Here is a 24,675-nt window from a genome sequence, read left to right as displayed (position 1 = left end):
TTCTCGTCGGTCCCGATTTTCGCATCCAGAGGGGTTCGATGACGGCTTGTCCATCATCGCGGTATCCATTATGGTGCAGCGCGCTCTCAACTGCGTGGATCCTCGACTTGTCGACCACGGGTTGCGGGTGGCCGCGGTGCTCGATGCCATGCTGGAAGCGAAGGGCGTGACCGATCCAACGCAGCGCCGCGCAGCGTACCTCGTGGCGTTGCTGCACGATGTAGGCGCCTATCGCACGGAGGAAATCGACCGTATGGTGGCGTTTGAAACGGAAAGCGTGTGGGAGCACTCGTTTTACGGATATCTGTTCTTCAAAGAGCTTACGCCGCTCGGCGCCTATGCGGACGTGATCCTGTACCACCACCTGCCTTACGATCGGTTCACCGACCAAGATCCGTACGTAAAATTCCTGGCCGGGGCCGTGCATGTGGCCGACCGGGTGGACGTGTTGCTGCTGGAGCGTCCTCAAGCGGATGTCGTCGAGGTAGAGCGTCTGCTGGCTGCATCGCGACCTGGCGCGTTCTCGCCCGAGGCGGTCGCCCTGTTTTTCGAGGCGCAGCGGCGTTTCGACGTGCTCGCTCGTCTGAGGAGCGGTGTGAAACAGCCTGACCGCTCGCATATCGTGGACGATCCGGACGGTACCGGTTCGGCGTCTTCGTTCCTCGACATGCTCGTGCATGTCATCGATTTTCGCAGCCGGCATACCGTCACCCACACGGTGACCACGGCATGGGTTGCCTATGAGTTGGCGTTGCGCCTGATCGGCGACCAGCGCGCGGCTGCTCGCGTGTACACGAGCGCGCTTGTGCACGATGTGGGCAAAATCGGCATTCCGCTGTCCATTTTGGAGAAGCCGGGGAAGCTCGATGACGAGGAAATGAAGGTCATGCGGACGCACGTGGAGCTGACCGAGGATATTCTCGAGGGTTGCATAGAGCCCGTGCTGTTGCAGGCGGCTGCCCGCCATCACGAGAAACTCGACGGATCGGGATATCCGCGCGGTCTTCATGCGGCTGAATTGTCCATGCCCGACCGCATCATAGCCGTGGCCGACATCGTGAGCGCGCTCGTGGGCACGCGTAGCTACAAGAAGGCGTATCCTAAGGAGAAGGTGCTCGAGCTGCTGGCCTGGCACGTCGAGACCGGCAAGATCGATTGCATCGTGGTCGAGACCATGACGCGCGACTACGATGCCATCATGTTGTCGGTCGCCGCAGCGTGCCAGCCAGTGGCTGCCGCGTATGAGCGCGTGCAGAGCGCTTATGCGCTGATGCTGGGAAAACTGAAAAGGTGGCAAGCTGAAAACGAGGGGAGAAGCGCATGAAGCGCCTGTTGATCGTAGTGGACTATCAGAACGATTTCGTGGACGGATCGCTGGGCTTTCCCGGTGCCGAGCTTCTGGAGGAGCCCATAGCCGCGAAAATCGAAGAGTACCGCAGCGCGGCCGACGTGATCGCGTTCACGTTCGACACGCATCGTTGCGACTATTTGGAAACCCAGGAAGGGCGCAACCTGCCGGTGGAGCACTGCATCGAGGGCGCGCCCGGACACGCGCTGTACGGGCGCATCGCCGAGCTCATCCGTCCGACGGACGAGGTGTTCGAGAAGCCTTCGTTCGGTTCGGCAGACTTGTTCGAATGGTTGCGCGCAGCGCAGCCGCCGTTCAAGAGCATCGAGCTGGTGGGCCTCGTGTCCAACATCTGCGTGATCTCGAACGCCGTGCTGGCGAAAGCGGCCTGCCCCGAGGTGCCCGTCATCGTGGACGCCGCCTGCACCGCTTCGTTCGACGACTCCCTCAACGAGAAGGCCCTCGACGTGCTGGAGGGCCTGCAGGTCCAAGTGACCAACCGCTAACCGAGGCTGCGGCGGCCGTCGGGCCGCCACAGCTGTCGGACTTTCGTTTACGCCAACGCCTCCACGTCGGCTTCCGTGACGGGGCTCTTGGATTCCAGCTTGCCGCCGGTGGCTGCCTGGATGCCGCAGATGCGCCCGGTCATGATGCAGTGCCCGGCCGACATGCCGCCCTGGTACATCGACCAGTCGGGGCTGCCGCACAGCTGGCCGGCGCTGAACCCGGTCACCCAGAGGTTCGGGATGACTTCGCCGTCCGTGCGAAGCGCCTGGTAGTTCTCGTTCACGGTGACGCCGGCGCACAGCGCGGACACGCGCACGTGCTTATGGATGCCCCAGAACGGCGCCTTCTCGATCTTCTTGAGGTACTTCGCCTGCTTGCCGAAGTCCGCATCGAACCCGGCGTCGACCATCTCGTTATAGCGCGCGACGGACTTCTTGAGCGCATCGGCGGGGATCTCCAGCTTCGCCGCAAGCTCGTCCAAGGTGTCGCAGCAATACGTGCCGATGAGGCTTTCGATGACGTTCGCGCCGCTTTCGGCCGAGCGGTCCATCTTCACGTCGGGCATGTACACCTGGATCTTTTCCTTGTCGGTGGGCTTGCCGCCCCACTCCGTGACCTGCTCGACGTAATCGTCGTCGAAGATCTGGGAATACCAACCCGGTTTCGGCTGGTTGCGCAGCACGCAGTTCACTTCCTCGAACACGCAGTCCTCGTTCATGAAGCGTTCGCCGTCCTCGTTCACGAACAGGAACGGCTCGTCGAACATGGGGCCGGAGTCGAAGTCGTGCATCATGTGGGAGTGGCCCACGGGCACGAACCCGGCGCCCACGGCCATGGACATGAGGATGCCGTCGCCGGTCTTGTTGCTCTGCTTGCGGTCGAACTCCTTCACGTCGGGGCAATAACGCTCCACGAGGCTCTGGTTGTTCTGGTAGTCGCCGGTGGACAGGATGACGCCCTTCGTGGCGTTGAACTTGATGTAGGAGCTGCCGCTTTTGCCGATCACGCCGGTCACGGTTCCTGATTCGTCGGTGACCAGCTGCACGCCCGGCGTCGAGTAGAAGAACTCCACGCCCTTGCTGGCGGCCAGCTCGGCCAAATGCTCCACCATCGTGCCGTTGTTGTACGGCTTCGGGCCGAACATGATGCTGCGGCGCGCGCATTTGCTGCCGTCCTCGTATTCGGTCACGGCCGTGGGACGCACCGTGTAAGGCGGGAAGCCCGCTTCGGCCGTGCGCACCTGCGTCCAGCGGATGGCCTCGCCCGAGTACTTGCAGTACGTCTCTGCCAGCTTGCGGTCGGCGCGCCAGCGGCAGTCCTCGAGGTAACCTTGCAGGTAGTTCATCACGCCCTGCTCGTCGCTTTGGTCGAGCAGCACGCCCGAGCAGGTGCCGCCCTGGGCGATGGGCTTCGACTCCTTCTGCAGCACGGCGACGGTCGCGCCCTCCTCGAGGGCGCTCAGCGCGGCGGGCACGCCGCCCGTTCCCGCGCCTACCACCACGACGTCGAACGTCTTCTCTTCGGCGATGTCGGTGATGGGCTCGACGATGACGGGCGATTCCTCGAAGTCGCTCGCCTGGAGCCCTTCGGGAAAGCTCGATGCCGCCTCTTCGACTTTGGCGTCGGAAGCGGCAGGCGCGCAGCCTGCAAGCCCTGCGCCCGTGGCGACGATGCCGGTTGCGAGCGCCCCCTTCAGAAAGTCTCGACGATTCAGTTCCATTGCTCCCTCTCCTTTCCTTGATGCTCGTGCGCGCTTGGATGCGGGCTTTGCGCCGCATGGGAGGGATGGGCGGCCCTCGGCCTGCATCCAAGCTTGTTCGAAGCTACCAAGCGAGGGCGGGTTTTTCCTCCTACAAACGGTATGAAGTTGCAGGCGGGGAGGCATCTCATCCTGGTTTTCTGATATAAACGTAGGCAGGGAGGAAGGGGTCTTATGGGTTCGATTCGTTCTCTTTTCGCGCGAACGCCCGGAATCGGCTGGGCGGTCGTCGGGTTGGCATGCGCGCTCATGGTGCTGGAAGTCCAGCGCATGCCCGTCGCCCGGTTCGTGAGCTTTTCCATGTTCGCGCCGCTTCCGTACGCCGTCGAGGCTGCGGCGATGCTGGCCATCGTCGTTCTGTACCGGGTGCGCGGCGCGCTGCGCGTGAGCGACCTTCGCGCGGTGCGGGTTACGGTCGCCCTCTTGTCGGCGGCGGCTACCTGGCTTCTTCTGTATTCCCCCTTGGCCGACGACGGCTTGGCGCTGGCCGCGCTCGTGTTGTACCGGGTGGCGACGGGGCTGCTGCTGGTCCTCTGGGGCGAGCGGCTCGTGCCGTTGGGCGCGCGTCGCACCGCCTGCGCATTCGCGGCCGCCTGCTTGCTGTCCGGGCTGCTGACCATGGTTCTCGCGCTGTTCTCGGGCGAGGTGGCGCGCGTGCTGCTGGGAGCGTTGCCGGTGGCGGCCGGCGGGCTGTTCGTGCTGTACCGGCCGCTGGTGGGCAAACGTCGGGCGAACGACGAGCTCGATCAGCCGCTTCCCCGCTTCGCCTGCTCGACTTTGAAAGACCGCGTCGTCGCGGTCAGCCTGGTCGCGCTGCCGCTTCTGTGCCGGGGCCCGATGGTCACGTCGCAGTCGTCGTGGATGGGGTTGCAGGGCGATGCCGTCATGGCGGCGTTCATCCAGGTGGCCATCGGGTGCGGCATCGTCGCTGCGGGGCTTATCGCCCTGCTCGTCGTGAAGCGCGTTTGGAACCGCAGCTTCATCCTGGTGTACGAGCTGTTCGTGCTTCCCGTGACGTTCGTGTCGTTCTACACGTCGCAGGCCCCGGGGGATCTGTGGTTCTTGCACATGCTCATCGTGGATTCCACGTACAAGGTGACGTTGTTCTACGTCATGATGACGCCGTTTCTGTTCCCGAAGGGCGCGCGTAAGGGGAACTCGTCCACGCCTTTGCTGTGCTCGTTCGCCTTCATGATAGCCATCAGGGCCTTGTTCGTCGGGCTTCATGCGTCCCTGTCCGCGTCGCTGTACGCGAGCTTGACGGTGGTGGTCGTGCTGGCGACGTTCGCGGCGGGAGGGGCTTTGTCGTTTTTGATCATGCAGCGGCAGGCGACGCGGCGGGAAGCGGGCGAGGCCGCCGCGGCCGAAGCGGTTCGCGCGGGGCTCGAAGAGCGTTGCGCCGCCGTCGCCGCCCGCTTCGACCTGACGCCGCGCGAGCGCGAGATACTCGTGCTGCTGGCGCAGAACTACCGTGCGCCCTACATCGCCGAGAAGCTGGTGGTGAGCCAGTCCACGGTGAAGACGCACATGCGCAACCTGTACGGCAAGCTGGACGTCCACTCGCAAGCCGAGCTGCTTCTCGGGCTGGACAAGGAAGCCCAGAGCATCACGACCGACTAGCGTCGGCGGGCGAAGGCTTCCAGCACGAGTTGGGCGCGGGTGCCGATGGGGGTTTCGTTCTCCGCGAGGAAACGGGGGACGTCGGCGATGGGCAGCAAGAACGGCTCGATGAACTCCGCCGGCTCAGGCTGCGCGTCGGCCACCTTCTCCACCTGGGCGAACACGACGTGCACGGTTTCGTCGGTGAGACCGGTGGACGAGTAGCCCGCTTGCGGCAGCGGGTCGAGCGCGGGCGCGTCGGCATCGGCGCGCAGGGCGTAGCCCGTTTCCTCGCGGAGTTCGCGGTCGACGCAGGTTGCGAGGTCCTCGCCCGGCTCCATGAGGCCGGCCGGGAACGCGATGCACCAGCTGTTCAGCGGATAGCGAAACTCGCGGATGAGCAGCAGCTCTCCCGTCGCGGTTTGTGGCACGATGCACACGGCGTCGGCCGCGCACGCCCGACCTGCGGCATTGCCTTCCAGCTCGGCGCGGTAGGCTTCGAGGCTCTTGCGCGACGCGCTTTCGTACTCGTACGTCGAGCCGTCGGGCATAGTGTAGGCCAGCACGTACTTCTTGATCCATCCGTCGGAAACCTGGCGGATGTTGGAAAGCTGGGGAACGGCTTGCATGGGAAAGCTCCTGTTCTTGGGTGCGGTTGTGTTACGGCATGGTTCTGGCTGCCGTGCGTTCGGATCGAGCGCACATCTCAAGCGCGCGTCATGCCTTGCGTTTCATGATACTGCCAGTTGCTGTTGTTGTCGGAAGAGGATACGTCTTCTTCTGACGTTGGTGGAGGTTGAGAAGCCCAAAGGAAAAGCTTCTCGGGAGGAAGTCGCTGAACTTGCCATCCGGGCGTTTTCGCGATGCTCAAAGAATGGGACCGAGCGCGAAGCCTCATTGCCGACCGTCGGTCGAATCTATTCAGCATTTGAGGCTGTTGGTGAGGGGGGCAACCATCGAACGGTTATTTTAAGGATGCTACACTGTGCTTCATATCGTTCCGCGACAAAGGGGAGTGTCATGGACATTGAAATTCTAAAAGAGTTCGTTTTCCTATCGAAGGGGCTTAACGTTACGAAGGCTTCTCGCGAGCTCAATATGGCGCAGTCGACTTTGAGCAGCCATATCATAAAGCTTGAAAGGGACCTAGGATGTTCTTTGGTGGAAAGGGATGGCAGTCCTCGCTTGACGCTTGCGGGTCGTGAGTTCTTGGAAGTGGCCTCCGAGATCGTGTGCCTCTACGACGGTTTCAAGGAGAGGGGCGTGGTGCAAAGGGGTCGGGAAGATGCCGTGATCACGGTATGGGCTCCGCAGCGCAGAGAAGGTTTCGTTATAGCATTGTTGGATGCGGTTATAGGGTTTAAGGGGAAGTATCCGCAGGCGATAGTTGACGTGCAGGATACGCATGGAGGAGATACGCTTGACGAGCTGAGGAAGGGTGTTCTCGACTGCGGGTATTATTGCAATGCGGTTGCAGATCCTAGCTTGGAAGAGGATTTTCAGCTGGTTCCATTGCTGGATGAAGAGTTCATCATATGGATGGATAAGGATTCGCCGCTTCGCGATTGTGATTCGCTGACTCCGTGCGATTTGGAAGGCTACCAGCTTCCAGTTCCGGTCGGTATGGGGACCCACAGCGTTCATTTGCAAACGATGTACGAAGAACTGTTCTCTCTTTATGGGGCAAAGGCAAATGTAAAACCTCGTTATTGCCGCTCTGTAGATGATTTTTTCCTTTCGAAGATCAACAGGGACGATTTGATCATCCTCAATCGCGGGTCGCAGATCATTGAAGCGATGAATGAGGCGAACGGGAAAGTTATGGGCCGATTCAATCCTCCTATCTACTCTACGGGATATCTGGTCTTTCGGAGCGAAGACAACAGCGATATGGTCGAGTGTTTTAAAAGCCACGTGCTCGCCTTTTACGAAGAGGCCAAGATTTCTTCTCTGTCAAATGAGGCGTTCAAGGATTAGCAGGCATTTTGTCGTCTTGGAGCTAGATAGCTATCCAGGTGGAATAGGTACTACAACCTGCAATGGCGGGTATCGTAAAATGCGATTGCATCGGACGTGTTTCTTGCGAAAAGCAACCTGAAAACCTCGTTTTTACCATTGAGCTTCAACCAGGTATTCTCGATATGCAGGAGGAAGGCCTGCTTACGTCAAGGAAGGTGTCAGGTGCGTTTTGCGCCTTTCGCTTCCGGAAAGCGAGGGGATCATGGAGCTAGATCGTCGTAGTTTTTTGAAAGGTGCAGCCATAACAGGCGGTGCCGCAGCTTTGTTTGGGGTGGCAGGGTGCGGTCCTGTGGCTACGGAAGCCGTCGACTCGAACGGCGAAGCGCGGAGTGAAGCCGATCCTATCCTGCCGCTGGATCCGCCGGCTTCATGGGATCGCGAAGTGGATCTGGTTGTGGTGGGAACGGGCGGTGGTGGCCTTGCCGCAACTACTTTGGCGGCCGAAAGCGGCTCGAGCGTGATCGCAGTCGAAAAGGAGGGAACAGTCGGCGGTGCCACGCGTCATGCGTTGGGCTATGTGATTTTTGCCGGAGGATCGAAGCTTCAAAACGAATTGGGAGCCGCTTGGCCTGGGCCGGAATTTGATCCCGTTGCATCCGTAAACGAGCTCGGGCCTTATTATCAGTACTCCCTCAACGTTCCTATGTATGCGAATGTCCTTGTAGCAGGAGCTGAGTGCATTGATTGGATGATGGAGCATAAAGACGTTCCGTTAGTTGGGGTTCCTCGCGTGTATTTCGATAAAGAGGTTGCCGAGGGTAGGCAAAATGCCGTCTTGGGCATGAACGGTACCGTTAACGCTATGGAAGCGGCCGCTCTGGCCGCTGGTGCAGAAATTATGCTCAATACCAAATGCGAAACTTTGGTCGTTGAGGATGGCGTCGTTGTGGGCATCATGGCAAAGGACGTCGATGGAAACGAGATCTACGCCAAAGGTGCGAAAGGCGTTGTGCTGTGCGGGGGCGGCTTTGGCATGAACAGGGATCTTTTGAAACGCTATATTCCGTCTTGCTATGAGCAAGCGCTGCAGGGCGGTCCCATGCCGTTCCATACGGGAGATACATTCCGCATGGGGTTGGGTGCGGGGGCCGATTATGCGGGATTGAATTCGTTTAGCTGCTGGGAAGGGGGATTGGATGAGTACTACGGAGATGGAGACGGTTCCTACTGGCATTATTTCTGGAATGGGCCTCGCCAATTGTTGACCAACCCCTGGCTCATGTTGGATAAGCAGTGCAACCGCGCGCCATACTTCGGAGGCTATGACTTCCAGGAAGAATATATCAATCAAGGTTTCAGCAACGGTGAAGTGACGAATGCTTCGGCGTGGATGTCCCTTGTGGGACATGGAGCCTATGCCGTTCTTGATGATAACTATGAAGAGACTCTCAAGATCATTTGCAACAAAAAGGCGACCGATAAGTCTAGGGTTCCTATCGAAAAGGATGGAACGCTTATAGAGAACAACCTTGTGTCGGACGACTGGAGGCAGGAGGTTCTTGATGCGATCGATCGCGGGGCTATTAAGAAAGCTGATACGCTCGAAGAACTTGCTGAGAAGGTCGGACTGGATCCCGACAGGTTCGTAGCGGCGGTTAAGCGATGGAATGAGGTTTGCGAAACGGGGGAGGATACCGACCTTGCCGTTCCTTACAATTCCGAGTGGCTTGTTCCTTTGAAAAAGCCGCCTTATTATTGTGCGAAGATCGGAGCCATGATCGGGAAAACGCTATGCGGATTGCGTGTCGACGAGAACATGCATGTTCTCGATGCCGACGGAAATCAGATCCCAGGCCTCTATGCAAACTTTCTTACCGCTGGCGGTATCGCGGGCGAAAATAGCTATGGTTCCCAGTGGACCAACACCAGTCTTATGGGAGCAAATGGTTTGAGCTGGTGCAGCGGTTATCTTGCTGCCAAATCTGCCCTTGCGGGTAAATAGATTCTTGGGATGGTGGCCAAGCGATGTTGTTTCGCTTGGCCACCACTATGGTCGGGACAAATGAGGATGAGCGTTTTACCGAAGAGACTGCTGGCTTTGCGAACGAGGAGGTTCCGTCATGGAGTTTCGGAACGATTGCGACGTGTATCGAGACCGATCTGTGCGTGCTTCCTGGAAGGTTCCAGCGTTTTGCTGTAACGATTGGGGCGCTCTGAAGCTTTTGGAGATATGCTCGGCTTTTGGCTTCGAGCGACCTTTTGATCTCGTGTACGGGGCTCCCCATTGTTCTTGGTCTGGTGGGCGCCCTTCGGCAGTGAGGTCTCCTTTGGACGGAGGTCTGATAGACGCGTATTTCTCCGCTTATGCCCAATTCGGTGTACGATGCGCCTTGACTTTTTCAAAATTAGCTGTGGATGAGAAAGATTACGATAACGAGTACAATAACATGCTTCTCGATTACGTTGAAAAGTACGATGGCCAGGTCATCCTTTTCGATGATGGCCTTGCTCGCTACATAAAGCGCTCGCGACCTCGCATTGCGATTGTCGCGTCGCTCAATAAAGCGATGTGCAATTTACAAGATAGCCGTGAATCGGAGTCGGATTACTACAGAGATCTTTTTCGCCTTTACGATGAAGTTGTGGTTAGAAGCGAGTATGTGCTTCGCGATGGCTGGCTGGACGATCTGCGCGATAGACGCGATTCGGTAGAAATTATTGTGAACCAGTTTTGCGTTCCTGATTGCAAACATGCTTTCAGTCATATCAGCGAGCTCGAGGAGTGGAGTCATCGAGGTTGTTGTGGCGAGGGGCGCCCTTGCTATCATTTGGAAACCGCATCCTGCATCGAGAGTCGTCTTTCCGAGAATCTTTTCATTTCCAATAGGAGGATTTCTGAATTATGCTCTGCCGGCTTTACGCATATGAAAATCGCAGGGCGAAATTCTCCTCTGCCGCTCTTCCTGGACACTCTGGCAGAGTATATTTTTGAACCGACGGGTGTTATTTCTCATATTAAACGGGCTATCGTTCGCGATTTCAAGAAGGAATCCATGATGGGTTTCGAGGCTCTCTTTCCCTTCAGCATTCCAAAAAGCGTCCTGAAAGGCTTATGATCGGAGGTCTTGTTTTTTTTGGGGTATCGCGATGATGGCCAACGAACTCCTTTGCTGCCGCCGGCTGAGGCAAGAGGCAGGGCGCTTTGCATGCATTTAAGGTGCTGTTCGCGAACGAATTGATGCGTGATAGCGCGCGAGCGCTTAGAAGCCGAAGACCTCGCCGACGTTGGCGGCGATGCAGAGGTCGGCTTGGCGGTCGCGCGGGGTGGGGGTGCGGTTGACGATGACGAGGCGGCGCCCTGTGAAGAAGTCGATGAGGCCGGCCGCCGGGTACACGGCCAGCGACGTTCCCGCCACCACCAGCAGGTCGGCCTGCGCGATGGCATTCACGGCGCCGTGCACCGTGCGTTCGTTCAGGGGCTCCTCGTACAGCACGACGTCGGGTTTGACGATGCCGCCGCAGGCGGGGCATCGCGGCACGCTGTCGTCGGACTGCGCGCGAAGGGCCAGCAGGTTGTCTACCGAGTAGGCTGCGCCGCACGCCATGCAGAAGTTGCGCAGCACGCTGCCGTGCAGTTCGAGCACGTTCTTGCTGCCCGCTTTTTGATGGAGGCCGTCGATGTTCTGCGTCACCACGGCGGCCAGCGTGCCCGCTTGCTCGAGTTCGGCCAGCTTGCGATGCGTGCGGTTCGGCTGCGCGTCGAGCGCCAGCATGCGGTCGCAGTAGAAGTCGAAGAACGCGCTGGGGTTGGCGTCGAAGAAGCTGCGGCTGACCATCTGCTCGGGAGGATAGGGGTACTTCTGCGCGTACAGGCCGTCCGGGCTGCGGAAATCGGGGATGCCGCTCTCGGTGGACACGCCTGCGCCGCCGAAGAACACCAGGCCGCCCGGCGGCGTGTCGGCCACCCAGCTGCGGAACGTTTCGATAGCGCGCACGGTTTCGTCCATAGCTCCTCCTGTCGGTTTCGACCCATGATACCACGCTTCTTGCGTCCGGATGTTTCACGTGAAACATGCGTTCTGATCGGCCTGTTTTGCTCTTGAACGCCTGTCATCCCGAGCGCAGACGACGAAGCGTGCCTTTGGGTGAAAACAAGGAAGGCGGCCACGGTGGCCGCCTTCCGGTGCGCTTGCGTTTCGCGAAGGATTAACCCTCGATGGAGATGGTCTTCTTCTCCTCGAGCTTGGGCTGCTCCTGCTTCTTCGGCACGGCGATCTTCAGCACGCCGTCCTCGAACTTCGCCTTGATGTCGTCTTCCTCGATGTCGTCGCCCACGTAGAACGTGCGGCTGCACTTGCCGCTGAAGCGCTCCTTGCGGACGTACGTGCCCTCTTCGTCCTTGTCCTCGGACTCGGACTGGGTCTGCGCCGTGATGGTGAGGTAGCCGTCCTTCAGCTCGGCCTGGACGTCGTCCTTCTTGAAGCCCGGCAGGTCGATGGTCAGCTCGAATCCTGCGTCGGTCTCCTTGATGTCGGTGCGCATGAGCGTGGGCGACATCTTCTGCATGGGAGCCGAGGCGGCGTTGAAGAACGCGTCGAAGGGGTCGGTCATCAGCTCGCTCAACAGGTTGCGGTTCCTGCGCATGGGTACCATCATTGCCATGTTCGATCATCTCCTCTAGTCGTGCGGGGAGGCGGTGGTTCCGGGTGCGCCGAAACGCCGCCTTGCTTGGTATGCCTGGTATTCTACGACGCGTTTTAGCACTCTACAACCGAGAGTGCTAAATGGTTACTTTTTCGTTATGTAGGAGCGGGGGCTTGCCGCGCGGCCGTCCTCTTCGGTGGCGCCTAAGACGAGGTCCATCATCTCCTGACGATTGCCGATGCCGAGTTTCGCGTAGATGTGGGCGATGTGCGTTTTCACCGTGTTCTCGGCAAGCACCAGTTCTTCCTGGATGAGGGTTCGCGTTCTTCCCTGAGCGAGGAGGATGAATATCTCCGTTTCGCGGGGCGAAAGCTTGTTCGCGACTGCGATGTCTTCGCATCGAACCGCGATGGCGCGTGATACGTGCTCTCCCGTGAGATCGCCGCTTGAAGGGTGCGCAGTCGTGGGTTCGGGATTGCCCGCTGCGCTTTCCTTCTCCGTCGACTCCAGGCGCCTTGCCCCGATCCATTCGCTGAGAATGGCGGCGATCGTGAGGGAGTACGCGGCGCCCAGCATGATCATGCTGCTGAAAGCCACTCCGCTGCCCAGCAAGGCGACCCACAGCACGGAGCTGAGCGCGTAGACGGCTGCTGCAACGCCCATCACTCGGTACGAGGGCATGGTAAGCGCATCGATGGCGGTGACCACGACGATCCAGAACAGCACGTGCGCACACGAGTCGTCCAGCCGCATAAGGGCGTCCAGCAGAGCGGCGGGTATCCCAGGGGCGGCGTTTTGGGACACCACGAGAAACAGACCGCCGATGACGATGATGAACGCTGGCTGAAACCTCAAATCGAGGCGCCATCCGGTTGTCTTCACCAGCGTGGCGAGTGCGAAGAGGGCAAGAAACGCTGTTGAGACGAGGGAGAAGACGACCTCTGCCGCGATCCCTTGCGCTGCGACGGCCTCGCTGCCCCATAATCCGATCGAACTGAACGACCGTACGGTCGCAAGTAGCAGCGCAGCTGCAGCGATAAGCACCAGCAGGCTTCTTCGACCCTCTCTTCCCGCCGGCAGCACGGCGCGCCGAGGTTGAGCCGCGAGCGCTTCCATCCTTGCTCCGGGGAGGTCGGCGCGCCGGGTTATATTCTGGGCGGATTCGGTAGGCGCAGAGCTCCGGGCGGCTTTGAATAGCGCGGCGGAAACGAGCGGCAGCGCGATGGTGACGGCGATCTGCCAGACGGGAGGCACCGCATAGCGGGCGATGGGAAGCACGAGCGTTTCCATACCCAATGCCGCCACGATGCACCAAGCGGTGCAGGCGAAAGTCTGCGTTCTGGCTAGCAGCAAATAGAATCGCGAGGCGATCCAGAAATAGCCCGCGCCGAACATGATCAGGCCGGCGATGGCAAGGAAAATAGGGTCGAAGAGGCTTTGATTGGAGGCGAGGGCGAAACTCGCGGTGCCTATCGAGGATGCAAGCGGTAGAACGTAGGAGAAAGGTTGGTCGCGTTCGCGGAGCCATCGGGGGCCTACTGCGAACGCAACTCCCACGATGAGTATGCCCAGCAGGAAGAAGATACGCGGATTGACGGCGGGATCGAGGTCGTGCAGGGAGGAGGGGAACCCTCCGGTATGCCCGGCCAGCGTGCACCAGAGCAGGTTCGTGCTTAGTCCCAAGGAGGCAAGAACTGCGCTGCGGTTGACGCGCACGCCGGCGGGTGTTTCCATGATCGATCCCCCTGTTTCTCTTCCCGGCGCGGTTGCGAGCAGATATTCGAAAGTCCTCTGAACAGCTGGCCATTATATACGATTCTCACGATAGGCGAAAACCCGGCGCGCCTCTATCAACCAAACCGGGGGATACCCGTTCGAGCCCTTCGTCATATTCACCCGGATACGTCGATGGCGGTGGACATCCCGTGCTTCTACCATCTTCCGGGTGTGCGGCGTGCGCGCCTGTTCCAGGTTGGAAGGAGGGGCAAGCGATAAGGCGGAACTGCCGCACGCACGACAAGAGAGGATGGAGGAGAGATCATGAGAAACATGCGACTGAAGGCCGCGCTTGGAATGGCGGGGGTGTTGGCGATGACTGCAGCTTGTTGCGTGGTCGGTCCGGCGCTTGCGGCCGATTCTGCGTCGACTGCAGACGAAATAGTGCGCGGAGGGGAGCCGGACGGCGATGTTCAGTATCCCGGCAAAGAGTATATCGTCGAGAATTACGACAAGTGGGACAAGATCGCCGAGGAGTACGCGCCCGAGATCATCCGATATTCGAATGGGCAGCTGGTTCAGCGTACCCCGACCGAGTACGAGTGCCCCCATTGGATGCAGCAAAGCTGGACCATTTCGTACAACACGTACTACCTCGACGCGGACAACCGAGGGTGCAATTCGTGCCATGCTGATATGAATGCGATGATCGAGAACATGGAGTACAAGCATGCCACGATCGACAACAAAGCGCTCGAGACGTACAGCGACGTGAACCAGTGCATCTCGTGCCATCGTGACAACGGCGACGATTTCGGCCGTCTCATACATGCCATCCACTACAACGAGCGCAGCGGGAACAAGTTCGCCGAGGGCTCGAACGGCACGTGTCAATCGTGTCACGACGCGACTGCGGATGGCAACGGCATGCAGCTGTGGGACAACGTGAAGCATGAGGCGCTGCAAGGCATCAACAAGGTTGAAAACGTGCAGGGCGAGTTCGCATCCACCCAGGACAAGGTGCAGACGCAAGACGAGCTGTACAGCTACGACTTCGTTCACGGCTATTACGACCATATGCGTTACGCATGCGGGCCTAACGGGCTTGACATCGACCTGCCCCAGAGCATGTTCGACGAGTGGGAGTTCACGGTCGACGGGAACGTGAACGCGCCCTACACGAAGAAGCTGCCCGAGCTGGTGGCCGAAGCTGAAGCCGCTGGCGTGGTGGTCACGAAGCCCTCGAAGATGGTGTGCGAGCTGAATCCGATCGGCGGCGGCGGAATCGGCCAGGCCGAGATCACCGGTATCCCGGTCAGCTGGCTCATCGAGAAGGCTGGCGGCTACACCGAAGACACCAACAGCGTGCGCGTCATTCGCGCAGACGGGTCTTCGCGCAGCGGGTTCGACCTCTCGGTCTTGGACAAAGGGTATCTGGTGTACAAGATCGATGGCGAATACCTCAGCGCACGTCACGGCTTCCCGGTCATGCATTGGCAGGAGACCTACGATGCCCAGATCTTCTCGAAGCAGATCAACGGCTACCACGTGTCGTCCGATGTCATGAAAGAGCGTGTGTGCGGCCAGGTCAACCAAGAGGATGCCCATGTGAACCGTCCCAACGTGACGGTGTGCGGCGTGCCCGAAGGTCTCATCATCCAGAACGGCAAGCCGTTCACGTTCAACGGTTATGCCGACGCGTTCGACCATCCCATGAAGACGGTGGAGTTCTCCATGGACGGCGGCGAGACGTGGACGTCGTTCGACGTGGGAGACGTCGATCCGGCGAAGTGGCTGTGGTGGAGCTTCACGTTCACGCCCGAGAAAGAAGGAGCGTACGTGCTGAGCGTGCGCGGCACGGACGTCGACGGCGAAGTGAGCTACCGCAACCACGAGGTGCTGGTGAACGCGAAGGACGAGATGCCGTCCGAAGACGAGATCACCGAGATAGGGAAGATCGTCGATCCGGCCATGGCCGACGGCGATGCTTCCGGCGATCAGCAGTAAGCGAGGATGATAGACATGACGCAACGAAATACCCGAATGTTCGCCGGTGTTGCCGGAGCTGCGCTGCTGCTCACCGGGTCGGGCTTGGCGCTGAACGCTTTGAATCCGAACAGTGCCGATGCATCCGATGCGGCGAGCGGGACGACGCACTCGTTCAACGAGAACGTGGTTGAGGCTTCGTGGGTGAATGTCGACGACGGCTCGTACGTACGGGTGCCGAACGTGCAGGGAAGCTTTGTATTCAACCAATTGGGAACGACCCCGAACGACGAGCTGTTCAACGTATTCGGTGCTGCTTTGACCTCGATGTGCTCTAAACCTGCGGTCGAGTTCGAAGCGCAGACGGGCGGCGTGGCCAATTTCTACGTGAACGTAGGGGGTCATATCAAGAAGAACTTCACGGTGGATGTAAGCGAGTTGTCCGAAGATGCCAGCGAGGAGGCGCTCATGGCGTGCTCGTGCGCTACCGGCTCTCCGTTCGGACAGGCTGCGGTGCTCGGCGTGCCGCTGGCGTCCATCGTGGAAATGGCCGATTTGGAGGAAGGCGTGAACACCGTGACGGCGTACGGCGCCGACGGGTTCGGCCAGCCTTTGCCGCTGCGCTACGCTTTGGAGCATGATGCGATGCTCGTCTACCAGGTGAACGGCCAGGAGCTTGCGTCGGCGACGGACGGTTCCAGCATGCAGCTGTGGATGCCCGAGACGGTAGCGCGGTACTTCACGCGCAACATCACCGACATCGAGCTGACGCGCGAAGACGCCGAACCCGATGTGCAGCAGGTTGATCCGTGCTACCGCAACAAGATCAACATCATGAACTACGCCGACGGATGCACGTTCGTCGCAGGCGACGAGATCACGTTCGAGGGCGTTGCCGACGATCTGGGAAGCCCGATCGAGGCTATCGAGTTTTCGTTCGACGGCGGCGCTACTTGGACGTCGTGCGCGACCGAGGGAGCAACCGCGGACAAATGGGTGAATTGGCAGTTCTCCACTTCGTTCGAGGATGCAGGAGACTATCGTATGACGGTGCGTGCCAAAACTGCAGACGGCATGGTTTCGCCGCTTGCGGCGACGCTGTTGTTCCAGGTCTCGTAAGAGGGCTTATCGGAGGGCGCGCAATCCGGGCGCGCCCTCTTTTTCGGGCGTCCGCTTGCAGTTTGGCAATGGTTTAATGGGTCGCGTGAAGGCCGGCGTATGATCTATACTTGCCATTCGATCGGTTGATGCAAAGAAGGAGCTCGTCATGACCGTTATCGGCCTCATATCCGACACGCATGGACAGTTGCCCGACGAGGCGCTCGCGGCCATGGCGGACGTCGACCATATCATCCATGCGGGCGACATCGGCGGCCCCGAGATTCTGCATGCGCTCGAGGCGTTGGCGCCGACCACGGCGGTGCTGGGCAACAACGACTTCGACGAGTACGGCTCGCGCGTGAGCCGTTTCGCGCATCCGGTGATCGACGGCGTGCGCTTCCTCGTGGCGCACTATCCGCGCGACGTGCAGATCGGGTTCAACGGCTGCGCGGGTCTGGCGGCGGGCGATCCCATCCCGCAGGTGTGCGTCCACGGGCACACGCATGTGCCCGAGCTGGTGTACGGACCCGAGGCGCGTCCGGCATCGTACGTCGTCTGCCCCGGCGCGCCGTTCCGGCCTCGCGGCGGGTTTCCGAAGTGCACGGGCCGCATGCTAGTGGACGACGGGCGCGTGCTGGGCGTGCGCATCGCGTCGTTGGACGGGCAGACCGTGTTCGAAGCGGGCGAGGGCGCGTAAGGCGAAAGCCCGGTGCATTCCATGCGCATTGTCGCCCGAAGGCCTCGTTTTCAGGCGCGATTCCGCGGCTTTCGGGCGACAATGCGTGCAGGGGCGCGCAAGGCGACCGAAGCGGCGTGCTTGGCGGTGTCGCTTTGCATGAGGGCTTGGGGCTGTTGGTTCCCTTGGCCGTCGAAGCGTTCGTCACGGCGACGAAGCGGCTGGTGCGCGCGCTGCCGGTGGACCTGTTGTGCATCGCGGGAGCTGCAAGAGGTCATGTCCACCGAGGCCCAGGCCGAGCGCGAGAAGAACGCCCGCAGGTGCTGGCCGAGGTGGAGAAGGACGTCTCGTCCATGCGTCGTGGACGCGGCGCACGTGTACGAGCAGAACGAGGTGGCCCTGCGCCTGCGCACGATGCACCTCTTGTACGAGAGCGTGAAGGGTTCCGGCGGCACCGTGGTCATCCCGAGCGCCTAAAGCGAAGGCTTCAGCGACGCCGCCCTGAAGAACATGGCCGACTCCCTGAAAACCCCGAAGGGGTAGCGAAGGCCGAAGTTCGCGGGCCCAGAAAAGCAAATGACGGTCAAATGAAAAGCAAGGACGACGGTGAGTCTGGACGACGTCGCCTGCTTAGCAGATCACCGAAAGCTCACCGGTGTCGGAGTCCATGATGAATCCGATCACGCGCACGTGGGGCGGCATGACGGGGTGGTTCGCCACCATGTCGACGCTTTTGCGCACGGCTTCCTCGGTGTCGCCGAAGCCGGCCAGCCATTTGTCGAAGTCGATGCCGCAGTGCCGCGCGAACTCGATGCGCTCGGCCGATACGCCGAGGCGCTCCATGTTCGCTACCATCTCCTTGCCGCTCATGTGCTGTGCGCCGCAGTTCGTGTGCGCCACGATCATGATGTCCTCCACGCCCAGCTCGCATACTGCGATCAGCAGCGAGCGCATGACGCTGCCGAAGGGGTGGGCCACCTCGGCGCCGGCCACCTTGATGATTTTCGCGTCGCCGTTCTTCAACCCCAGCGCCGCCAGCAGCAGCGCGGTGAGGCGCGTGTCCATGCACGAGACGATGGCCAGCTTCTTGTCGGGGTACTTGTCGGTGGTGTAACGTTCGAAGTCGCGGCGCTCCACGAACGCGCGGTTGTGCGCGAGGATGCCGTCGATGGTGGGGGAGATGGTCGCCTGCTGCTGATCCATAAGAGCCTTCTTTCGTCCGAAGCCCTTATGATAGCGCAACCTGCTCCCGCGCAATGTGCGAACGAATGTTTCACGTGAAACATTCGGTGAAGATGCAGGTCGCAGACGTGGAAACGGCCGCCCGAGGGCGGCCGTTTCTGGCAGATGGAAAAGCTGGGTGCGACGGTTTAGAACGCGCGGAAGGAGGCCTTCGGGCAGAAGCAGATGGGGCACTTCTCGAAGTTCTCGCCCTTGTGGATGTAACCGCAGATGGGGCACAGGTAGAACTTGTCGTCGTCGGGAGCGTCGATGTCGTTGTACGCCGCCAGGTAGCGCTCGGCGTGCACGGACTCGGCCAGCTTGGCGCGGGTGAACACCTGCACGGCCTTCGTGTTGCCCTCTTCCTGAGCCTTCTTGATGAAGGCCGGGTACATGTCGGACGTCTCGAAGATCTCGCCCTGAGCGCCCATGATGAGGTTCAGGTCGGTCTGGATGCCCTCGGCCTCAGGGGCGGCCGGCTTCTCGAAGCCCGGCTCCATCTCGGCGACGAGCGCGTACTCGAGGCCGATGTGGATCTGCTCGGCAGCGGACGTTGCCTCGAACAGGCGAGCGATCTGCTCGTAGCCCTGCTCCTTGGCAGCCTGGGCGAACGCGGCGTACTTGGCGGAAGCGCCGGTCTCGCCGCCGATGGCGGCCTTCAGGTTCTCGAGCGTGGTGCCGACTTCGCAGGTGCCGAAGCCGTCCATGTTCGTGGTGTTCTCGGCGGTGGGGATCTCGGAACGTACCTTCATGGGTGATACTCCTTCTCGTCTTACGTTTTCGTCTGTGCACTCTTATTGAGAATTAATCTCAATAAGTAGAATACTCCGAAGCCGAACGAGACGCAAGGGGGTAATCGATGGCCGTCGGGTATTTCGCGAAACGTCCACAAAAGCGTCCGCGGCAAGCGAGAGGGGCGATGGAAGACGCCGCCCCTCTCGTCTTGGCGAGGAAAAGAGGCGCTCTTGCAAAACAGGAGCGCCTCTTCGGTTTGCTCGGGCTTGTGCGGTGCAGCTTCGCTTACTCGCTTCTCAGCGCTTCCACCGGGTCTTTCCTGCTGGCGGCGCTGGAGGGGATGAGGCCGGCCAGGAACGTGAGGAACACGCTGATGGCCACCAGGATGACGGCGGCCTGCCACGGCAGCGAGGCCACGTTCGCCACGTCGAACAGCGAGTAGACGATGGCGTTGGCGGGTATGCAGGCCAGCATGGTCAGGCCGATGCCGATGACGCCGGCCGTGAAGCCCACGATGATGGTCTCGGCGTTGAACACGCGGCTGATGTCGCCCTTGCTGGCGCCGATGGAGCGCAGGATGCCGATCTCCTTCTTGCGTTCCAGCACCGAAATGTAGGTGATGACGCCGATCATGATGGACGACACCACCAGCGAGATGGCCACGAACGCCACCAGCACGTAGCTGATCATGTTCACGATGTCGGTGACCGAGGCCATGAGCGTGCCCACGAAGTCGGTGTAGGTGATCACCTTGTCGTCTTCGCCGTCGGCGGTCATGCGGTCGTTGTAGGCGTCGAGGATGCCGATGACCTTCTCTTTGCTCTCGAAGTCGATGGGGTAGATGTCGATGCCGCTCGGCTTGTTGAAGTCGGCGTAGCCCAGCTTCTTCAGGTTGTTGTCGTAGGAGGCGTCCTCCTTGCCCATCATCGACATCATGAGCTCGGTGAGGTCGTTCTCGTCCATGTTCATCTGGAACGCGTTGGCGAAGGCCGACTCATCGATGCTCATGGCGTTAGACATGTTCGCGGCGATCTGGTTCATGGACTGCTGCATGGCAGCGGACACCTGCGTTTCCAGCGCGGTCTGCATCTGCTGCATGTACGCGCCCAGCACGTTTTGCATGTACGAGCTCATGGCCGTGGTGATGGACGCCTGCAGCTGGCTCTCAAGCGCCTGCGCCATGGCGGGGACGGCTTGCTGCATCTTTGCCGACAGCTGCTGCTGCAGCTGGGTTTGCAGGGCTTCGGTGGCCTGCTTCATGTCGATGGATCCCATGATGGCATCGGCGATCTTCTTCTGGACCTCCTCGCTTTCGAGGTAGGCTTTCGCTCCGTCTTCCATGGTGGGAACCTTACCTTGCGCGACCTGTTCCTGCGCCCAGTTCGCGTACCACGGGTTGAACCCTGCCATGATGTCTTCCATGGCCGCCTGCATCTTCGCCGAATCCATGGTCGGCTGCACATCGCCCAGGTCCAGCTTGATGTCGCTGAAATCGACCAGGTTGCTCATGTCGATGCTGCTGGGATCGATGGCGATGGACGAGCCGTCGAACGCCGGCAACGATCCCATGTCCAGCGACAGCCCCGACAGGTCCAGCGACATGCCTGACAATCCGCTGGTCAGCGCGCTCTCGTCGAACTTGAACGCCGCCTGGATGGCATCGCCGTCGATGGTGAACAGCGACTGCATATCGAAGCCCTCGCCGTCGTCTTCCTCGCCGAACGGCTTGTCGGTGAACACGTTGGTGTCGGGATGGGCCAGCTGGTCCTTCACGATGGTGCTGCTGGCGGCCTGCTCGATCACGTAGTCGGTCAGCGTGGAGGGGTAGTTGATGCCCGAGCTCAGCATGGTGGCGGTGGCGTCTTCGCGCGGCTGCACGATGCCGACGATCTTCACGTCCTCGCCGTTGTTCACCAGGTTGCGCATGTAGTCGGTGTCGTCCGTCTTGTCTTTCCACACGTTGAACTCGTCGTCGTGCACGTAGTAGTCCGTGGCCTGCACCAGCTTGAACGTGATGCCCAGGATGTCGTCGTAGGTGGGCTGCTCGATGTTGTCGGGCGCGGTCACCTCTTCTTCGGCCGCGAACTTCTTAACCATGTCGTCGAACTCGTTGGCGTCGCGCAGACCCAGCGTGTACAGCATGAAATCGCTGATGTTGCCGTTGCCTGTGAGCACGAGCACCACCTCGTTGTGGTTCTCGGGCCAGTGTCCTGCTTTCACGTCGTACTGGCTCTCGTACAGGTTCGGGTCGCTGGGCATCTCGTAGAACACGTCGGTGCTCATCGACATGGACATGAGGCTGTTCGAGGATGCCGTTGAGCCCAGGCCCAGCGCGGACAGCGACTTGTCGGGGTTCACCTGGCGAAGCTTATCGGTGTTGGAGCTGTATATCTGCGGAGCCACGTTGTAGGTGTATTCGATGGCGTTCGTGTACTGGTCGATGTCGCTCTGACCGCTGTCCAGGTACTCCTTCAGCGACGCCAGATCGTTCGAGCCGATGCTGGAGAACATGTTGGTGACCATCTCGGTGACGCCTACTTTGTCCTGGTCGCCGTCGCCTTCGGCTTCCCCCGTGTTGCCGCCTGCCCCGGTGGCCGCGCCCAGCATCATGGAGGTCATGTCGAAGCCGGTGCTCTGGATTTGCAGCGGGTACTCCGATAGCGTCTCCTCTTCGACGGACTTGATATAGTTGTTCACGCCGTTGGCCAACGACAGGATGGCGGCGATGCCGATGATGCCGATAGAGCCCGCGAACGCCGTCATCAGCGTGCGGCCCTTCTTCGTCATGAGGTTCTTGAACGACAGCGAAAGCGCCGTGAGGAACGACATCTTCGTGCGGCGCGCGGGCTTCTCGCTCACGCGCATGTCCTCGGCGGTGGGCTCGTAGGGGTCGGTGTCGGAGCGGATGACGCCGTCGGTGAGCGTGACGATGCGCGTTGCGTAGTCTTCGGCCAGCTCGGGGTTGTGCGTGACCATGATGACCAGGCGGTCGTTCGCGATCTCGGTGAGCAGGTCCATGATCTGGACACTGGTTTTGGAGTCGAGGGCGCCGGTGGGCTCGTCGGCCAGCAGGATCTCGGGATCGTTGATCAGGGCGCGCGCGATGGCGACGCGCTGCATCTGGCCGCCGGACAGCTGGCTGGGCTTCTTGTTCACGTGATCGCCCAGGCCCACCTTCTGCAGCGCGGCCACCGCGCGGTCGTGGCGTTCGGCGCGCGACACGCCCGACAGCGTCAGCGCCAGCTCCACGTTGGACAGCACCGTCTGGTGGGGGATGAGGTTGTAGCTTTGGAACACGAAGCCGATGCGGTTGTTGCGGTAGGCGTCCCAGTCCTTGTCTTTATACTGTTCGGTGGAGATGCCATCGATGATGAGGTTCCCCGAGTCGTAGTGGTCGAGGCCGCCCACGATGTTGAGCAGCGTGGTCTTGCCCGAGCCGGAGGGCCCCAGGATGGCCACGAACTCGTTGTCGCGGAACGACACCGACACGTTGTCGAGCGCGGTCTGGGTGAAGTCGGCCGTCGTGTACGACTTGCAGATGTTGAGCAGTTGCAGCATGGGGTGCCTTTCGGTGCGTTCCTCGCGAGGAGGCGAAACGCAGGTGTTACGCAATGGTTGATGCTTCGTTAATCATGGTTGATTTTCCTGCTTTCCCTTCTTGGGAAAGAGCAATCTTCACCGAGTTTACCGAACGGTTACTTTTGGGTTCGCGCCCGCTTGCTTACGATTTGCGGGAGATTGCGCTTTCGGGGTTTCGCTGGCGCTGGGCTTGGCGATAATGGGGCGGAATAAGAAAACGGCGGCGAAAGGACGCATGACATGGAACGCGACGTGGCATGGAAGAAATACGACGAAGCCGACCTCGAGGCGCTGGAGCATCTGGCTGCCGAGTACATCGACTTCATCTCGGACAACAAGACCGAGCGCGAGTGCGCGGCTTCGGCCGTCGCGCTGGCGGAAGAGCACGGCTACCTGCCGCTTGACCAGGCGGTGCGCGAAGGGCGCACGCTCAAGGCCGGCGACAAGGTGTGGGCGCAGGCGCACGGCAAGGCGCTCATCCTGGCGCATCTCGGGCAGAAGCCGTTGGAGCAGGGGCTCAACATCCTGGGCGCGCACATCGACAGCCCGCGCCTCGACCTCAAGCAGAACCCGCTGTACGAGTCGAACGGGTTCACGCTGTTCGATACGCATTATTACGGCGGCATCAAGAACTACCAGTGGGTCACGCTGCCGCTGGCGCTGCACGGCGTGATCGCGAAGAAAGACGGCACCGTGGTGGACGTCCAGGTGGGCGACGACCCGGACGATCCGGTGTTCTGCGTCACCGACCTGCTGGTCCACCTGGCCGGCAAGCAGATGGCGAAGAAGGCCAACGAGGTGGTGGAGGGCGAGGACCTGGACATCCTCATGGGCAACCGCCCTTTGACCTGCGGAGGCGGGAGCCTCGACGGCACCCAGTCGCTCGGCAGTCCTGGCTCGCACGGACGGTCCGCTGGACTGTCCGGCTCGTGCGGAACTCGCTTGGTGGGCGCCGCCGAGGCTCCCGGGGAATCTGCAGTGGACGGCGATCCGACCGAGGATGTCCAGGCTCCTGCTGGTAAAGAAGAAGAGAAGGAGCCCGTCAAGGCGTTCGCGCTTAAGCTGCTGGCTGAGAAGTACGGCATCGAGGAAGAGGACTTCCTGTCGGCCGAGATCGAGGTCGTGCCCGCTGGACGCGCCCGCGACCTGGGATTCGACCGCAGCATGGTGATCGGCTACGGGCAGGACGACCGCGTGTGCGCCTACACGTCGCTCGTGGCGCAACTTGCGCTCGCTGAGGCACCGGAGAAGACGGCCGTGTGCGTGCTGGTGGACAAGGAGGAGATCGGCAGCGTGGGCGCCACCGGCATGGCATCGCAGTTCTTCGAGAACACCATGGCCGAGATCATGGAGCTTGCCGGCGAGGGCGGCCCGCTGCCGCTGCGCCGCGCGCTAGCGGCGTCAAGCATGCTGTCGTCCGACGTGTCCGCCGGCTTCGACCCCGCCTACGCCAGCGCGTTCGAGGCGAAGAACTCCGCGTTTTTGGGGCGCGGCCTGGTGTTCAACAAGTACACGGGCAGCCGCGGCAAGAGCGGCTCCAACGATGCGAACGCCGAGTACGTGGCGCGCATCCGCCGCGTCATGGATGACGCCGGCGTGTCGTTCCAGACCGCTGAGCTGGGCAAGGTCGACGTGGGAGGCGGCGGGACCATCGCCTATATTCCTGCCAAGTACGGTATGGACGTCATCGACTCGGGCGTGGCCGTGCTGTCGATGCACTCCCCGTGGGAGGTCGCCAGCAAAGCCGACATCTACGAGGCCTTCAAAGGCTACGAAGCGTTCCTGAAAAACGCGTAGGGACGCCCTGCGGGCAACGAAGCATCAGAATCGCGAACGGGGGCGGGG

General features: G+C 60.7%; 18 protein-coding genes and 1 pseudogene. 11 read left to right on the top strand and 8 right to left on the bottom strand.

Annotated features, from left to right (window positions below; all coding sequences use genetic code 11):
• The first annotated feature begins 46 nt into the window (after positions 1-46).
• The gene (locus GT613_RS09260; RefSeq protein WP_009608177.1) at positions 47-1,324 is read left to right on the top strand and encodes an HD-GYP domain-containing protein; all 1,278 of its coding nucleotides are present in this window, start codon (positions 47-49) and stop codon (positions 1,322-1,324) included.
• Positions 1,321-1,854 carry a cysteine hydrolase family protein gene (locus GT613_RS09255; RefSeq protein ID WP_009305986.1) on the top strand — a complete coding sequence of 178 codons (534 nt, stop codon included), beginning with the start codon at positions 1,321-1,323 and terminating at the stop codon, positions 1,852-1,854. The genes GT613_RS09260 and GT613_RS09255 overlap by 4 nt, the downstream gene beginning before the upstream one ends.
• A gap of 47 nt (positions 1,855-1,901) precedes the next feature.
• Here the strand turns inward: GT613_RS09255 and GT613_RS09250 are convergent, their stop codons facing one another.
• Positions 1,902-3,575 carry an FAD-dependent oxidoreductase gene (locus GT613_RS09250; protein ID WP_009305987.1) on the bottom strand — a complete coding sequence of 558 codons (1,674 nt, stop codon included), beginning with the start codon at positions 3,573-3,575 and terminating at the stop codon, positions 1,902-1,904.
• Between the two features lie 213 nt (positions 3,576-3,788).
• Here GT613_RS09250 and GT613_RS09245 point away from each other — a divergent pair, with 213 nt between their 5' ends.
• On the top strand, positions 3,789-5,234 hold the full coding sequence (locus tag GT613_RS09245; RefSeq protein ID WP_161172599.1) for a helix-turn-helix transcriptional regulator: 1,446 nt from the start codon (positions 3,789-3,791) through the stop codon (positions 5,232-5,234).
• Here GT613_RS09245 and GT613_RS09240 read toward each other — a convergent pair.
• Entirely contained in the window at positions 5,231-5,842 is a 612-nt protein-coding gene (locus GT613_RS09240) for an NUDIX hydrolase (RefSeq protein WP_009305989.1), read from the bottom strand. The two genes, GT613_RS09245 and GT613_RS09240, sit on opposite strands and share 4 nt — an antisense overlap.
• 391 nt (positions 5,843-6,233) lie before the next feature.
• Here GT613_RS09240 and GT613_RS09235 point away from each other — a divergent pair, with 391 nt between their 5' ends.
• The 3 genes from GT613_RS09235 to GT613_RS09225 all read left to right on the top strand — a co-directional run bounded on the left by GT613_RS09235 (position 6,234) and on the right by GT613_RS09225 (position 10,288).
• On the top strand, positions 6,234-7,190 hold the full coding sequence (locus GT613_RS09235) for a LysR family transcriptional regulator (protein WP_009305990.1): 957 nt from the start codon (positions 6,234-6,236) through the stop codon (positions 7,188-7,190).
• 244 nt (positions 7,191-7,434) lie between these two features.
• Entirely contained in the window at positions 7,435-9,174 is a 1,740-nt protein-coding gene (locus tag GT613_RS09230) for an FAD-binding protein (RefSeq protein ID WP_240132880.1), read from the top strand.
• Positions 9,175-9,292: 118 nt separating this feature from the next.
• Positions 9,293-10,288 (top strand): hypothetical protein, encoded by a 996-nt coding sequence (locus tag GT613_RS09225; RefSeq protein ID WP_139019513.1) that lies wholly within the window; start codon positions 9,293-9,295, stop codon positions 10,286-10,288.
• A gap of 144 nt (positions 10,289-10,432) precedes the next feature.
• Here GT613_RS09225 and GT613_RS09220 read toward each other — a convergent pair whose 3' ends face one another.
• The 3 genes from GT613_RS09220 to GT613_RS09210 form a co-directional block, all read right to left on the bottom strand.
• The gene (locus GT613_RS09220; protein ID WP_009305993.1) at positions 10,433-11,179 is read right to left on the bottom strand and encodes an NAD-dependent protein deacylase; all 747 of its coding nucleotides are present in this window, start codon (positions 11,177-11,179) and stop codon (positions 10,433-10,435) included.
• Positions 11,180-11,378: 199 nt separating this feature from the next.
• Positions 11,379-11,834 carry an Hsp20/alpha crystallin family protein gene (locus GT613_RS09215; RefSeq protein WP_009305994.1) on the bottom strand — a complete coding sequence of 152 codons (456 nt, stop codon included), beginning with the start codon at positions 11,832-11,834 and terminating at the stop codon, positions 11,379-11,381.
• Between the two features lie 126 nt (positions 11,835-11,960).
• The gene (locus tag GT613_RS09210; protein ID WP_035584210.1) at positions 11,961-13,550 is read right to left on the bottom strand and encodes a helix-turn-helix transcriptional regulator; all 1,590 of its coding nucleotides are present in this window, start codon (positions 13,548-13,550) and stop codon (positions 11,961-11,963) included.
• A 306-nt stretch (positions 13,551-13,856) separates the two neighbouring features.
• On the opposite strand from GT613_RS09210, the gene GT613_RS09205 reads away from it, so the two are divergent.
• The 4 genes and pseudogenes from GT613_RS09205 to GT613_RS09185 all read left to right on the top strand — a co-directional run.
• Positions 13,857-15,539: a molybdopterin-dependent oxidoreductase gene (locus GT613_RS09205; protein WP_114513313.1), complete on the top strand. Its 1,683-nt coding sequence runs from the start codon at positions 13,857-13,859 to the stop codon at positions 15,537-15,539.
• A gap of 15 nt (positions 15,540-15,554) precedes the next feature.
• The gene (locus GT613_RS09200; RefSeq protein ID WP_114513314.1) at positions 15,555-16,637 is read left to right on the top strand and encodes a molybdopterin-dependent oxidoreductase; all 1,083 of its coding nucleotides are present in this window, start codon (positions 15,555-15,557) and stop codon (positions 16,635-16,637) included.
• A 148-nt stretch (positions 16,638-16,785) separates the two neighbouring features.
• Positions 16,786-17,316 (top strand): metallophosphoesterase family protein, encoded by a 531-nt coding sequence (locus tag GT613_RS09195; RefSeq protein ID WP_015759961.1) that lies wholly within the window; start codon positions 16,786-16,788, stop codon positions 17,314-17,316.
• A gap of 237 nt (positions 17,317-17,553) precedes the next feature.
• Positions 17,554-17,838, top strand: a pseudogene (locus tag GT613_RS09185) (slipin family protein); the annotation flags it as partial.
• Positions 17,839-17,925: 87 nt separating this feature from the next.
• Here the strand turns inward: GT613_RS09185 and GT613_RS09180 are convergent.
• From GT613_RS09180 to GT613_RS09170, 3 genes are all read right to left on the bottom strand, one after another.
• Complete coding sequence (locus tag GT613_RS09180; protein ID WP_015759962.1) at positions 17,926-18,498, bottom strand: carbonic anhydrase; 573 nt, start codon at positions 18,496-18,498, stop codon at positions 17,926-17,928.
• A gap of 167 nt (positions 18,499-18,665) precedes the next feature.
• Positions 18,666-19,268, bottom strand: a complete 603-nt coding sequence (gene ngr / locus GT613_RS09175; RefSeq protein ID WP_009306007.1) for a nigerythrin — start codon at positions 19,266-19,268, stop codon at positions 18,666-18,668.
• A gap of 268 nt (positions 19,269-19,536) precedes the next feature.
• Complete coding sequence (locus tag GT613_RS09170) at positions 19,537-22,809, bottom strand: ABC transporter ATP-binding protein/permease (RefSeq protein WP_009306008.1); 3,273 nt, start codon at positions 22,807-22,809, stop codon at positions 19,537-19,539.
• A gap of 261 nt (positions 22,810-23,070) precedes the next feature.
• Between GT613_RS09170 and GT613_RS09165 the strand changes: the two genes are divergently transcribed.
• Positions 23,071-24,627, top strand: a complete 1,557-nt coding sequence (locus GT613_RS09165; RefSeq protein ID WP_086415001.1) for an aminopeptidase 1 — start codon at positions 23,071-23,073, stop codon at positions 24,625-24,627.
• The last annotated feature ends 48 nt before the right edge of the window (positions 24,628-24,675 follow it).

The organism is Eggerthella sp. BIOML-A4 (assembly GCF_009875575.1).
GTDB classification, from domain to species: Bacteria; Actinomycetota; Coriobacteriia; order Coriobacteriales; family Eggerthellaceae; genus Eggerthella; species Eggerthella lenta.
Note: the sequence above shows the minus strand (reverse complement) of the source record. Positions and strands in the feature narration are given on the sequence as shown.